Source organism: Novosphingobium sp. BF6 (genome assembly GCF_058273105.1).
The window spans coordinates 2,958,457-2,970,998 of sequence record NZ_CM177775.1; the positions used below are offsets into that span (position 1 = coordinate 2,958,457).

A 12,542-nucleotide genomic window follows, 5' to 3' on the forward strand; every position below is an offset into this window, starting at 1 on the left:
CCGTGAACGCCGAGCCGAAGACCCTGGTTTCGATCCTGGTTCCCGCCTTCAACGAGGAACTCAACGTCGTGCGCTGCTACGAGGCGATCGTGCGCGTCTTCGAGAAGCTGCCCGAATACAGCTACGAGATCATCGTCACCGACAACCATTCGACCGACCGCACGTTCGAACTGCTGGAAGACCTCGCCCGCAAGGACCCGGCGCTGAAGGTCATCCGCTTCTCGCGCAACTACGGCTACCAGCGCTCGCTGCTCTGCGCCTACAAGGCGGCGACCGGGGCCTGCTCGATCCAGCTCGACTGCGACCTCCAGGACCCGCCCGAACTGATCCCCGAGATGCTGGGACTCTGGCGGGTCGGCCATCAGGTGGTCTACGGTATCCGCCGCTCGCTGAAGGACGGCTTCTTCGTCGCCACGCTGCGCCGCGCCTTCTACCGCTTCATCACCTGGATCAGCGACGACGACCTGCCGGTCAATGCCGGGGAGTTCCGTCTCGTGGACCGCCGCATCCTTGTCGAACTGCACAAGGTGGAGGATGCCTCGCCCTATCTTCGCGGGCTGATCAGCGCGATGGGCTTCTCGCAGGTCGGCCTCGAATACGACCGGGGAGACCGTATCGCCGGGGAGAGCAAGTTCCCGCTCAAGTCGATGATCTCGCTGGCGGTGGACGGAGTGCTCAACCACTCGCTGATGCCGCTGCGGATCGCCTCGATCGCGGGCATCGTCATCGGCGTGCTGAGCATGGTGCTGACCTTCATCTATCTGGTCGGCCGGGTCCTGCTGGGTCAGGCCTGGCCGGCCGGTTTCGCGACGACGACGATCCTGCTGCTCATGTCGATCTCGATCAACGCGGTGTTCATGGGCATTCTCGGCGAATATGTCGGGCGGCTGTTCCTTCAGGCCAAGCCCGGCACCAAGCCGATCGTCGAGGAGAAGCTCAACTTTCCCGAAGTGATCTCGCTGGTTGCGCGCGAAAGACAGTGATGCGGGTGAGCACGAAGAGCACGCCCGCGTAAGTGCAGATCGCCAGCCCCTGCACGAGGGCGCTGCGCTCGAACCCGGCGCCCCGGCCCAGCGCCACCACGGCAAGGTTGGCGCCATAGGCGATCAGGAACGCCGCGCCGTAGCGCAGCGCCTCGCTCAGGGTAGCCCGGTGGCGGGCCCGGAAGGTCAGGTGGCGATGGAGGCCGTAGGAGATCGGCAGCCCCATCGCGAAACCCGCGAGATTGGCCGCATAGTCCCCGAGGCCCAGCCGCAGCCAGCCAAGGATCAGGCCATAGCCGATCGCGGTATTGGCCAGCCCCACCAGCACGAAACGCGCCAGCGTCGCCGCCTCGCGCCCGAGCAGCGCCGTCCTGTCCACGGGGCCGCTCATCCGGCCTCCTGCGGCTTGGGTTGTGCCAATTTGTAGAATTCGCTGCGGAGCGCACCGAGCATGCCCCCCACGATAAGGATGGGGCCGGTGGCGGCGACGGTATCGGTGCGGTTCAAAAGCGGCTTCCTGTTGCGACGGGTTCCGCCGCCAGGGTGCACCCCGCCCGGCGCTTCCGGCAATCCCCCGGAAGCATAGCACCTCCGGTCATTCGCGCCGCCTTTCGACCCAAGGGATTAGGTATGCGGAGCGGCATCGAGCACCCGAATACCGCACATCGAAACGCGTGTCCTTCTGTAATGAGAATGCAGGAAAAACACGACGACCTTTATTTGTTACGAGTTAATGAAATTTACATTCATATTGAACTTTAATCTTATGAAATTAAAATTCATACACCGCCACGAACAGCCCTGTTGGCAATCCATTTCATAAAAGGCATGAGTAATCGGAATCCGCGGGGCTGTAAAATCTCTGGATTCGATCATTGATTCAGGGAGGCAATATGAGCGAGCCGTTCGTCGGACAGATAATGCAGGTCGGATTCAACTTTGCCCCGTCGGGATGGGCATCCTGCAACGGACAAATTCTGAATATCGCCCAGAATACCTCGCTGTTTTCCCTGCTCGGCACCACATTCGGCGGAAACGGCACTACGACGTTCGCCTTGCCGAACGCCGCGGGACGGTCCTTCCTCGGGCTGGGCCCGAGCACTGCGGGCGGACAGAACTACGTCTGGGGCCAGAACGCGGGCAGCGAAACGAAGACAATGACAATTGCCGAAATGCCCGCCCACAACCACGTGGCGAACTTTGCAGGTACGACGGGAAATACTTCGGCGACGGGTTCGATCCAGGCCGTCACCGGCACCACGAACCAGACGAACACGCCTGCCGAAGGATCGCTGCTGACCAACTGCGCCAATGCCGGTCCGAACCAGGTGAAGATCTATGCGCCGACGGGAACCACCGGACCCATGGTGAATATCGGCGGCGTCTCCATCACCGGCGGCAGCTTCACACCGCAGGGAACCGTGGCGGTCGGCATTACCGGCGGAAACCTGCCGTTCTCGATCATGAACCCCTATCTCGCGGTACAGACCAACATATCGCTTTTCGGCATCTATCCGCAGCGTCCCTGACGCTTCTTTCCAGAACCGTGGCGCGGCGCCCATCCGTTTCGGATCGGCGCCGCACTGCCCATACCTTCAGGCGAAAACCGCCTCGTAGATCCGGCGATCCGGCCGGGGATGCAACTGCGTGACGCAGATAGCATGCGGCCCTCCCTTTCCGCAGTCGAACTCATAGGTCCCATCGATCAGGTAAGTATCTAAAGCGGATTCGAAGTAGAGAGAAAACGGCACGCGCACGTCGAAACCAGCCATGGCATTGCGCCGATGAATTTGCCCCAGCGTCACCTCGACCGGCTCCGGCACCGTCCCGACGCGGACCTTGCGGCCGACCCACGGCTCGAAATCTTCCGGCGTAAGCAATATCATGACTTGTCGTTCCCCCAAGACAGGGCGAATCTTCGCCCAAGTCCGGAACTTGCCACTACAAGGACCGATCGTGAAGCCGGATCACAGCCATGCCGACAATAACGGACACATGACTTGGCCAAGGGGCCCATCCGTCTTGAAACGCTTTCCTTCGCCTCGCCCGGTTCCCTCCCTTTCCGAAGAACTTCGCGCATCGGGTATCGAACTACTCCCGGCAACCGCCGCGGACATCCCCCGGCTTCGCGCGCTGTACCGGGCGTCGCGCCTTGCCGAACTGCTGACGGCACCATGGCCCGCCGACCGGAAACGGGCGTTTCTCGACGACCAGTTCGCCCTTCAACATGACCATTTTCTGAAGGTCTACCGCAAGGGCGACTATCGCCTGATCCGCCTGAACGACGGCCCGATCGGAAGGATCTACTTCGATCGCAGCGGCCGCGACTGGGCGCTGATCGACATCCTGCTGGCGGCGGACAGCCGAGGCAAGGGCATCGGCAGCGCACTGATCCGCTGGTTGCAGCAGTCCGCCGTGGCCACCGGCGCAGAGCGCTTGCGTCTTCACGTCGCCCGCGACAATCCCCGCGCCCGCAAGCTTTATGAATGTCTGGGTTTTCTCGAAATTCCGGTCGCAGGTGCCACTTCGGCGACCCACACGGCAATGGCCTGGAGCGGCAATCGCGCGCTCGCCGGAGCCCAGCTCCGATAGAGGTGCGAAACGGCGCCTGGGGCAAGGGACACGCCCCAGGCGCCGCTTCGCGTTCCCCCGCAGGGCCATCGGGAAACGATGGCTCCGCAGGGGAGTCACAGGGTTGTTAGAAGTCCACCTTGGCGCCGATACGCAGGTAACGGCCCATGAACAGGCGGTCCTGCCAGGCGGGGTTGAACTGGTACAGGCCGTAACCCGCATTCGGATCATACTTCGGCTTGCCGTCAAGTACGTTCAGAACGTCGAAGTAGAGCTTGAACTGGTCCGCGACCTTGACTTCGCCGTGGGCGTCGAGGTCGAAAGTGCTCGGGCCGTGGCACTGAACCGGATCGCCGTTGCCGTAGGTCAGGAGCTGACCGGCCTTACCACTCTTCGCGCAATCCTTGTAGGTGCCGCCGGCATCTGCCGAGGTCGACGAATAACCGCTGGTATAGTTCGCGGTCAGCGTCAGGCTGGCGCGATCGTTGAAGTCCAGCGTGTTCTGCCAGGTCAGGCGGAAACGCGGCGCGCCCGAGCACGAGGTCAGGCTGCAACCGCCCAGCGAGCCGTCGTAGCGCCATACTTCACCGGAATCGAGTTCCTGCTCCAGGCGGATCAGGTACGAAGCGTTGGCCTTGGTCTGCCACGAAATGGTGTTGGTCAGATTGAAACGGGCGTCGGCCGAGAAGTCGATACCCTTGCCGAGCATCGCGTTCTGGTTGTTGAACGTGCCCGCGATCTGGCCCAGCAGCGGCAGCGCGCTCGGATTCTGCGGATCGGGCTGGCCCGGTATGATGGTGACGCCCGGAACGTTCACTACGCCGTTGTTGCCGTAGTATTGCTCGTAGATTTCGGAGCTGATGTTCGGCGCCGTGATCAGATTCGTGATCTTCGTACGCCAGTAATCGAGCGTGACCGTGACGTTGCGGACCGGCTGGACGACCATGCCGAAGGTGTAGGAGGTCGAACGCTCCGCTTTCAGGTCCGGGTTGCCGCCGGAGGTCACGCCCGGCGAGTACGTACCCGCGTAATAGGCCGGATTGCTGCCATGGGCTGCGCAGAAGGCCTGGTAAATGTCCTCGCTGCAGTTGATCTGCGCGCTGTTGTAGCCGGTCGAGGGTGCCTGGAACGATTCGTTCAGGTTCGGCGCACGGAAACCGCGCGAGAAGGTGCCGCGCAGCTTGACCTGCTCGATCGGACGGAATTCGGCCTCGAACTTGGGCGAGAACGCCTTCTGGCCGGTCGAGTAGTGGTCGTAGGAACCATCCGCCTTGACGCGCAGCGAGTCGATGATCGGCACCGAGATTTCATATGAGGTCGACCAGACGTCGCGGTGGCCCACCACGCTCACGGCGTTGATGCCGTAATAGCGCGCGTAAGGGTTTTCTTCGTTGGGCGCGTTGGCGCTCGGGTTGTTGATCGACTCGTAGCGATACTGACCGGCGACGGCCACGTTCACCATGCCGCCCGGCAGCTCGAACACGTCCTTGCTGAGGGTGCCGATGACCTGCGCCAGCTTCGAGGTGGCACGGCGTTCCTGGTCGCGGAACACCTGCTGGTTGGCTTCCGCCGAGTTCTGCGAAGGATCGACGAAGTTGTAGGTGCCCTGCGCAATGGCATCGGCGAGGCCCTGAAGGTAGATGTAGCCGGTGTTCTTGACGTCCAGCGTGACCTTCGAGGCAGTGGCGCCGACCGAGTAGTCCCAACCTTCGCCGAAGCTGCCGTGGATTCCGGCGGCGACGCGGTAGGTCTTGGCGTCCGTGAACGTGCGGCGCGGCTGGTTGGGCATGCCCGACAGGCGCGCAAGCTGGCCCTGCGAGGCAAACGGGTTGTTGGGGTTGAGCGTGCCGTTCGCGGCGTTGCAGCCCGTCGCCAGCAGGTTGCCGTTGGCATCGACGCTCGAAGTGCCGTTCGCGCAGACATAGACCGGCAGGAAGACGTTGGTCGCAGTGATCTGCTCGCCGCCCGCCGCCGTCTGTCCGGCCCACGAGGAGTTCACGGTCTCATTCGCGGTCTTCACGTTATAGTAGTTGAGCGCGATGAACGCTTCGGCATTGTCGCCGACCTTCACCGTACCGCGCACCGCAGCGCCCTTGCGGGTCGTTTCGGCCGTGTACATACGGTAGTCGTTGACCAGATCCTGCTGGCAGACCACCGAGGGGGCGTTGTTGACATTGGTGCCGTTGGTGTACTGGGTCTGGCCGGTAGCCTGCTGTTCAGGCGACAGCGTCGCGGCATTCAGGCCGCCGCAGCCGGCGGCAGCGTTGAGCAACTGGTACGAACCAAGGAAGAGAGGAGCCCGTCCCGGTTCGGTGCTGTCAGGGGCCGGAAGGGTGCTGGCGTAAACCGGAACGTAGTTGCCGTTGGCGTCGATCGTCGTCGTGGTCGCCTGGCCGAAGTTGACGGTGGTCGACTGGAAGCCATTGTAGCTGCCGTCGGCCTGGATGCCGTTGCGGATGCTGTTGGTCAGGCAGCCCTGCGCGGCGGTGCCGCAGATCGAGCTCTGGTCGGCCGTGCTCCACGGGCCCTTGCGGTCGCGCAGGTAGAGCGAGTCGTTGTGCTGATACTCGGCGCTGGCGTAGATGTTGAAGCCCTGGTCGTTCAGGTCGCCGTAGCCGTAGCTGGCGTTCAGGCGCTGTTCGCCGCCGTCGCCGCGCTGCGAGATGCCCATCGAGCCGTCGAGGTGCAGGCCCTGGACTTCGCGCTTGGTGATGACGTTGACCACACCGGCGATCGCGTCCGAACCGTACGTCGCCGAAGCGCCGTCAAGCAGGGTGTCGATGCTCTGGACGGTCGAGCTGGGGATGCTGTTGATGTCGACGATGTTGCGCTGGGTATCGTCCGCCAGCGGGTAATAAGCGGTGCGCATGCCGTCGAACAGCGTGAGCGTGTAGGCATTGTTGAAACCGCGCAGCGAGGGTGCGGTCGCGCCGGTGGTGAAGCCCTGCGCCGACCAGCTCGCCGGGATGGTGCCGGCATTGTTGGCGGTCAGCGACTGGAGAGCGTCGGAAACGGTGGTGATACCGCGCTTTGTCAGATCGTCGGCGGTGATGGACACCACGGGAGACGCAGTGGCGGCGGCGGGATTGCGGGTGATCGAGCCGGTGACGACGATCGCGTTGTCGTCGGAAACGTCGGCGGTTTCAGACTGCGAAACGGCATCCTGCGCCTGGGCGCTACCGCAAAGCAGGACAAAAGCTGTGAGGCTCGTGGCGCTGCACAGCACAGCCTTCTGGAAGGGAGTCTTCAAATCTACGTTCCTTGTCCATTACTCAGGCGGGACATGCGACCAGACCCGCCAAAAGTGCGGCTGGCGCCGCCATTGGAGCGCTTCGATCACGCTCGACCGCAGCCCATCGCGCGTAGGACGTTAGGGTTCAAACGACTTTTGCGATGTTATTGCATAACATTGCCAATATGTATCCATTGTGCAACAGGTAGTCAATTGGACAGATTATGGTTCTATTAACAGCTGATGAATTCGCTGCACTCCAGCCCTCGGAATTGAAAATTCCGGTAAGGCATCTTTTGCGTCTGGCCTGAAGCTCGCCGACTGTTCTGCGCGAAGATATGGCCCTGCCTATCCAGGAACCGTTCGGAAATTAAAGCACCGATGTCACGAACAGCCGAGCGGCCACACCGAAACGCAAAGCGAAGGCGCTCCGCAAAACGCCACCCAGGCCCGCCGAACGATCGGAAGACCAACACCTGTGAGCAATCAAGAAACAATCGCCCGCGACCACAAGGTCCGCAAGACAAGCGCTCAAACTGAAATGTGAAGAGATGACATCGCGATAATCTTCATCATTCCCAGCTAATTTCCCGAGACTTCAATGAAGAAACTCTTGGCGGAGAGGGTGGGACTCCCGTTGCATTCCCAAAAAATGGCGGATTTCTGCGACTTCCAATGCTGCGATTGATGCTTCTTTGTACCTAGTCTGTGTACGCGTTCAATACACCATCGGCCGAAACAAAATCTGGTTTGGCGACCGACCTCGCCAGTCGTTCCGGGATCGCATACATCCAACCTTCTCGTCCCGCCCAATCTGGAAAAGGTACAACACCCAGCAGATGGGTATAGTGCCGCATCATGGCTGCCTGCCGGTGTTCAAAGGCCTGTCGGCCCTCTTTCATTTCATCGCCCTCATATTCCAGTGGGAACGCCTTCAAGACGAGTATGCTTCGGTCAGCAAACTCGCTGGCCAGAAGAGTGCTCATTGATGCGTTCAAGCGTCCGCAACCTGACAAGCGTGGAGACATCCAGAGACGACGTAACTCAACGACATCGCCATAAACGAACACGTCATCCGGCTCCCTCCAATGCTCCAATATCAGAGTACCGAGGCTAGCGGTCTCCTCTGACAGCTCATCCATCGCATCGAAGAACTCGTGCCTATCAACGAATAGGTCGGCACGAGTTTCGACGACGCTGAAGCTGCCTGCGTGTGATCCATCAACCACGATCAGGCCCGAGGTTTTCCGCTGCTGGACAATTCCGCTCTCGGAAATGTTGTTCCAGCGCGAGCGTCGATAGCGAAGTTCGATTGCCTCGCCGTTCAAAGTCAAGCTGAGCTTCCTTCGCAACACCTTCGGTGCGCCTTTTGGGAAGACGAAATCATGCTGAGTGCGCGCGGCACGGTTCACCATTATTGTTCCCTTGTTCGGCTACTCGCTGAAGAAACTCTGCCAATCATCGAAAAAAGCAGGGCATGGCGGGAGCGGAGCCAAATCATTTCGGTCAAGCAAGTGCTCTGTAGACGCTGCCTCGCCCAATCTTCAACTGCTTGGCAATGTCAGTCGGACTGACACCCTCACCTTTCAAGCGACGCACCTCATCAACGGGAACCGAGCGCTTGCGCCCCTTGTAGACTCCAGCGGCCTTGGCCTTGGCAATACCTTCCATCTGCCGCTCCCGACGAATGGCGGTCTCGAACTGTGCAAAGACCGCAAGCATCTGCAGGAAAGCGATGCCTGCAGGCGTAGAGGTATCGATGGGTTGCTCGGTTGCCCGCAGGAACGCCCCGCGCTCCTTCAGGGTAGCCACGATCTGCTCAAGATCGGCAACGGAACGGGCCAAACGGTCGATGCGGGTGACCATCAAAGTGTCACGTTCACGCAGGAAGTCGATCAACGTCTCAAGTTCAGTCCGGCCTGCGACAGTGGTGCCAGTCTTCTTTTCGCTGCGGACAATGTCGCAGCCCGCTTGGAGTAGGGCCGCTTCTTGAATCGAGCAGTCCTGATCGTCGGTACTGACACGGGCGTAGCCGTAGGTCTTCGCGGTCATGGGATTGTTCCAGTAGGATCTAGACCCCATTCAAATGAACGTCCCAAAATAGGATGTCAACGCTATTGGGACAGAAAATCCGTCTCATAGACCTGTTCGATAAAGGTGTACCCCAGTGGTACTGGTGCCATTGCAATCCGCTATTCCGCTGTTATCAAACATGAATAGGGGGCTCTTATGACGATAATGGCGATACCATTCACCAGCTTAAGCTTGGTGGCTCATGCTGCCGGTGGTGCAATCGTCCGGGGAACTGGAGGATATATCGCCGGAACCTATGTGGAGGCCAGCATAGTGGAGGCCTTCGCCTCGGCGGGCGCTGCTCTGCAAGCCATGGGCACTTCTGCAACCGCCCTGGCGACCAATCCTTACGTGCTGGGAACGGTGGTTATCGCGGCAGTCGCGGTGGGCAGCTATTGTTACTTCCACGGCATTCCGGCCCCCGTCGCAGAAACACTTGCCCACGCCGGTTTGGGAGTTCCGACCAAGAAAGGCTTCATGATCTCGGCACCCAAGCTGGCAACTGCACTGGTCATTCTGGGCGCCGCCAGCTATGTCGCCTATCGTTTCTATAACAACTTCAAGGACCTGATGGCGGATCGGGTGACGAGCGACACTTGGGATCGAGCCAACGAAGCTGCCGCTCGCACAGAGGTCGAGAGCAGCTTCGGCGCTGATGTCTGGGCCCGCTTGGGGGAGGCAGCTTGGGCGACAAAGAAGGATGTCGCAGAATCCCTGGCGACCATCGCACAGGAGGCCTTGGATCATGCTGCCCGTTTGGCTGGGACGGTATGCACGGGAGCGACCACAGCCTACGACACCACAGCCAAGCAATCAGGTCGATTGGTTCAAGGGGCAATCGCTGCCCTCAAACATCTTCTCACCCGTCTTCCTAGAAGCCTGCCGTCCCGACGATCCAACCGACCTCAATGACGCATATCTAGGACGATTAGACCACTTCACCCCCACGGGGGGATGCGGGTGAAGGTCAACGCTTGATATGGGCGTTCAAAAATCTGCAGCATAAGTGACCAACCCAAGTGATCGAAGGTCCCTGTGGAGCCCCCGTCGATCATCATTCCATGGTCGATCCAGCGTGGTGGTCTAGCGGCGAGATCATCGCTCTATATAAAGGGGTAATTGCCCTTCGATCTCACGCGAACATATACGCCGCCTCCAACACGGAATCTAAATCGAGATCGCCCTTTGTCGGCAGCGGTGGAACCTTGGCCATGAGCTTCTCATCGCCGACCTGACCAAGAAGCTCCACGCGGAATGCTGCCAAGGGGTCGCCTTCGTACATGGCAACGAAGGTCTCGCGAAGAAGCCGCGAAAGGCGGTCGGTGTCAGCGGCGTGTGTGCCGAAACTGTCGTGAATGACTGCAAGGTCCACGATGCCTGCGTCGTGCGCTGCAACGACAGTCAGCATCAGGTGCGCTGCGTCCAGCGAGTGGACGAAGTTCGGAGCGATCCCACTCATCGCCTGCGAACCATCCATGGCCTTCACAGAGCCTCGCTCCATCCAGGCTGACAACGTCGCTGGGCTGGCATCTTCATCAATCTGGAGCTGAACCCGCCTCCCTCGAAACGTCAGGTCTACTTTGCCCGCCTTTGTGTTTGCATAGCGCTGCATCACGGGCAGGCCCGCTGGCGTGGTCCACCATAACGGAAGATCGACTGCGTTCATCGCCTTGGCCGCCATCTTGAGCCAGTCCATCGCGCGCTTCGCTGCGGGCACAGTAGCCCCGATCAAGCTGTACAGCCTAGGCGCCAACCAGCGAGCTGCGGCAAAGTTGTCGGCACCCCCTAGATGAGGCTGCTCACCCTTACCTTGTAACGTCTGATCGAGACGCCGCAGTTCAGCATTTACCTGGTCCGTCATCCCGAACGCCGTCGCGGAATAAACGTATGTCATGCAGGGACGCTTCACGATGCTGCGCGTGATCCTACCGCCCTTCCACGGGATCGCCCCAGAATCATTGGAGGCATCGACCATGGCCTGAGCCTTGGCCGCGATTACCGCATATATGTCTCCTGGCCGGTCAGATGCGGTCAGGTTGACATGTGGCGCAGCCTCGGCATCCCGCAGGAGCGCAGTGAGATGCTGCAGGCCCGAGTTCGATCCGTCGATAGCTACCGGAAGATGCGAAACGAACGCCTCGCCTTGCTCAACATATCCTGCCCACTCGAAACAGGCCGCAAGCGCCGCCCACGGCTTGTCAGCCGTCGTCCAGAACCGATGGCCATCAAGTGGATCGCGAGCGCTTTCCAGGATCGCGGGCTGATTGCTCTCGACCCAGGCCACTCTTTCATCGAAGCTGACCTTGTCGACGCCGAACACATTGGCGACGTGGATTGCCAACCAGCGGGCACCGGACGCTCCCAAAGGTTTCCCGACGGAGAACTCAAGGAGCGCTCGGCCAATGTCGCCTGCCTGCGGATGCGGCCCGCCCTGCGGAACGGGATAGACCCGCCCCCGGAAATCAAGCTCATGGGGAAAGTAGATCGCCGGAAAATCGACCAGCTTCCGCGCGACCCAGAGCTGTTGCGCTATCGTCAGCCGCTTACTGCGTGCGACAGCATTCCGCTCATGAATCTTCGCGCTCTCCAGGTTCCACCGCGCCAGAGCTTCGGAGTTTTCCTCCACATCGACGGGACGGCTGGGCACGGTCTCACCTTCGCGAGGCGGCAACCCGGCTAGGCTCCCGCCATCAGCGTCCAGCTGTGTTAGAACATCGAGAACGGGCCGATTTATCCGCCACCGCGTCTCCTGAATCGCGTTCACCGCCCGATAGACATGCGGCATGTCGACGTTCGCAAGCTCTTCCCGATATTGCCTTGACCGTGAACGGACGAGGCGCGTTCCAATCGGAGGCTGAAGATAGCCGCCGTCGGATGGAGTGGTCCATGGGAGGGGTGAAACAACCATCGGCATCGGCAAGGGATCGAGCAACTCGCAACGCTCGTGCTGACGGTCGAGCCAGTCCAATGCCGCCTCGGTAACCCGGAAGGTCCTTTCGCGCCGAATGGCCTTGCCAACGTTCGTTTGCACCAACTTCAACTCGAATAGGCCCGTCGCTTCACTGGCCAACTCGATCAATTTCATGCCGAGATTGACCTGCTGCTTCGGCGACCAACCGAGAGCGACGCCCTCGGCTTCATGGATCGCGGCAATGGCTTGCTGACGTTTGGCGCTGACAACCTTTCGCCCCGCCAGGGTCCGCTGAAGACCCGCTGCGCCCTCAGGATTGGCCCGCTCGAACTCGACTGCCTGGATGTGATCCATGACAGCCCGCGCGACCATTTGGGCGGCCTTTTGAGCCCGGTGCTCCTGGATGCCCGCCTGCAACGCGCAGCGCAGTGTCAGAAACGCCAGAGCTCGGGCGTCGGGTTCGTAGGGTGCGAGAAGCTCAAACGCCACAAGTCGCCGCCCCGCTCGTCCAGCCTTTCCGTCCTCAAAGAACTCTGAAATCGCCTCTGCAGTGGGCTTTAGGGCGCGTCGCAACATTGCCCGCCCTGGCGGAAGGGAAGCCTCGTCAACGCCGGGCCCGAAAGCGTCGATCCACGGAGCATTACGCTTACCGCGATAGCTTGCCCGACCAATGGCCCGAGATTCAGCTTCGAGGCCCCGTTGGACCTCTACGAGATCAGCGTCTTGGTTCGTCATAATCCTGCAGGTTGCGTTGGCGCGGTATCGTCGCGCC

10 protein-coding genes are annotated in these 12,542 nt (G+C 60.7%); 4 read left to right on the forward strand and 6 right to left on the reverse strand.

Annotated features, from left to right (window positions below; genetic code table 11):
- Positions 1-2: 2 nt before the first annotated feature.
- Positions 3-983, forward strand: coding sequence for a glycosyltransferase family 2 protein (locus AC4D6D_RS14365; RefSeq protein ID WP_491325827.1), 981 nt, complete (start codon positions 3-5; stop codon positions 981-983).
- On the opposite strand, the gene AC4D6D_RS14370 is transcribed toward AC4D6D_RS14365, so the two are convergent.
- A complete protein-coding gene (locus AC4D6D_RS14370) occupies positions 937-1,374 on the reverse strand; it encodes a GtrA family protein (protein WP_491325828.1) in 438 nt (145 codons plus the stop codon). The two genes, AC4D6D_RS14365 and AC4D6D_RS14370, sit on opposite strands and share 47 nt — an antisense overlap.
- A 502-nt stretch (positions 1,375-1,876) precedes the next feature.
- Between AC4D6D_RS14370 and AC4D6D_RS14375 the strand changes: the two genes are divergently transcribed.
- Positions 1,877-2,512 (forward strand): phage tail protein, encoded by a 636-nt coding sequence (locus tag AC4D6D_RS14375; RefSeq protein WP_491325829.1) that lies wholly within the window; start codon positions 1,877-1,879, stop codon positions 2,510-2,512.
- A gap of 66 nt (positions 2,513-2,578) precedes the next feature.
- Here AC4D6D_RS14375 and AC4D6D_RS14380 read toward each other — a convergent pair whose 3' ends face one another.
- Entirely contained in the window at positions 2,579-2,869 is a 291-nt protein-coding gene (locus AC4D6D_RS14380; RefSeq protein WP_491325830.1) for a DUF6916 family protein, read from the reverse strand.
- A gap of 70 nt (positions 2,870-2,939) precedes the next feature.
- Here AC4D6D_RS14380 and AC4D6D_RS14385 point away from each other — a divergent pair, with 70 nt between their 5' ends.
- Positions 2,940-3,575, forward strand: a complete 636-nt coding sequence (locus AC4D6D_RS14385) for a GNAT family N-acetyltransferase (protein WP_491325831.1) — start codon at positions 2,940-2,942, stop codon at positions 3,573-3,575.
- Between the two features lie 106 nt (positions 3,576-3,681).
- Here AC4D6D_RS14385 and AC4D6D_RS14390 read toward each other — a convergent pair whose 3' ends face one another.
- From AC4D6D_RS14390 to AC4D6D_RS14400, 3 genes are all read right to left on the reverse strand, one after another.
- A complete protein-coding gene (locus AC4D6D_RS14390) occupies positions 3,682-6,804 on the reverse strand; it encodes a TonB-dependent receptor plug domain-containing protein (RefSeq protein WP_491325832.1) in 3,123 nt (1,040 codons plus the stop codon).
- Positions 6,805-7,487: 683 nt separating this feature from the next.
- Positions 7,488-8,201 carry a hypothetical protein gene (locus AC4D6D_RS14395; RefSeq protein WP_491325833.1) on the reverse strand — a complete coding sequence of 238 codons (714 nt, stop codon included), beginning with the start codon at positions 8,199-8,201 and terminating at the stop codon, positions 7,488-7,490.
- 91 nt (positions 8,202-8,292) lie between these two features.
- Positions 8,293-8,838 (reverse strand): recombinase family protein, encoded by a 546-nt coding sequence (locus AC4D6D_RS14400; protein WP_491325834.1) that lies wholly within the window; start codon positions 8,836-8,838, stop codon positions 8,293-8,295.
- A 177-nt stretch (positions 8,839-9,015) separates the two neighbouring features.
- On the opposite strand from AC4D6D_RS14400, the gene AC4D6D_RS14405 reads away from it, so the two are divergent.
- The gene (locus tag AC4D6D_RS14405) at positions 9,016-9,771 is read left to right on the forward strand and encodes a hypothetical protein (protein ID WP_491325835.1); all 756 of its coding nucleotides are present in this window, start codon (positions 9,016-9,018) and stop codon (positions 9,769-9,771) included.
- A 220-nt stretch (positions 9,772-9,991) separates the two neighbouring features.
- Here AC4D6D_RS14405 and AC4D6D_RS14410 read toward each other — a convergent pair whose 3' ends face one another.
- Positions 9,992-12,259 carry a DNA-directed RNA polymerase gene (locus AC4D6D_RS14410; RefSeq protein ID WP_491325836.1) on the reverse strand — a complete coding sequence of 756 codons (2,268 nt, stop codon included), beginning with the start codon at positions 12,257-12,259 and terminating at the stop codon, positions 9,992-9,994.
- Between the last annotated feature and the right edge of the window lie 283 nt (positions 12,260-12,542).

Excerpts from the sequence above, each read along its gene's own strand:
- AC4D6D_RS14370 (WP_491325828.1), bottom strand. The coding sequence starts at position 1,374 with ATGAGCGGCCCCGTGGACAGGACGGCGCTGCTCGGGCGCGAGGCGGCG.
- AC4D6D_RS14380 (WP_491325830.1), bottom strand. The coding sequence starts at position 2,869 with ATGATATTGCTTACGCCGGAAGATTTCGAGCCGTGGGTCGGCCGCAAG.
- AC4D6D_RS14400 (WP_491325834.1), bottom strand. The coding sequence starts at position 8,838 with ATGACCGCGAAGACCTACGGCTACGCCCGTGTCAGTACCGACGATCAG.
- AC4D6D_RS14375 (WP_491325829.1), top strand. The coding sequence starts at position 1,877 with ATGAGCGAGCCGTTCGTCGGACAGATAATGCAGGTCGGATTCAACTTT.
- AC4D6D_RS14405 (WP_491325835.1), top strand. The coding sequence starts at position 9,016 with ATGACGATAATGGCGATACCATTCACCAGCTTAAGCTTGGTGGCTCAT.
- AC4D6D_RS14395 (WP_491325833.1), bottom strand. The coding sequence starts at position 8,201 with ATGGTGAACCGTGCCGCGCGCACTCAGCATGATTTCGTCTTCCCAAAA.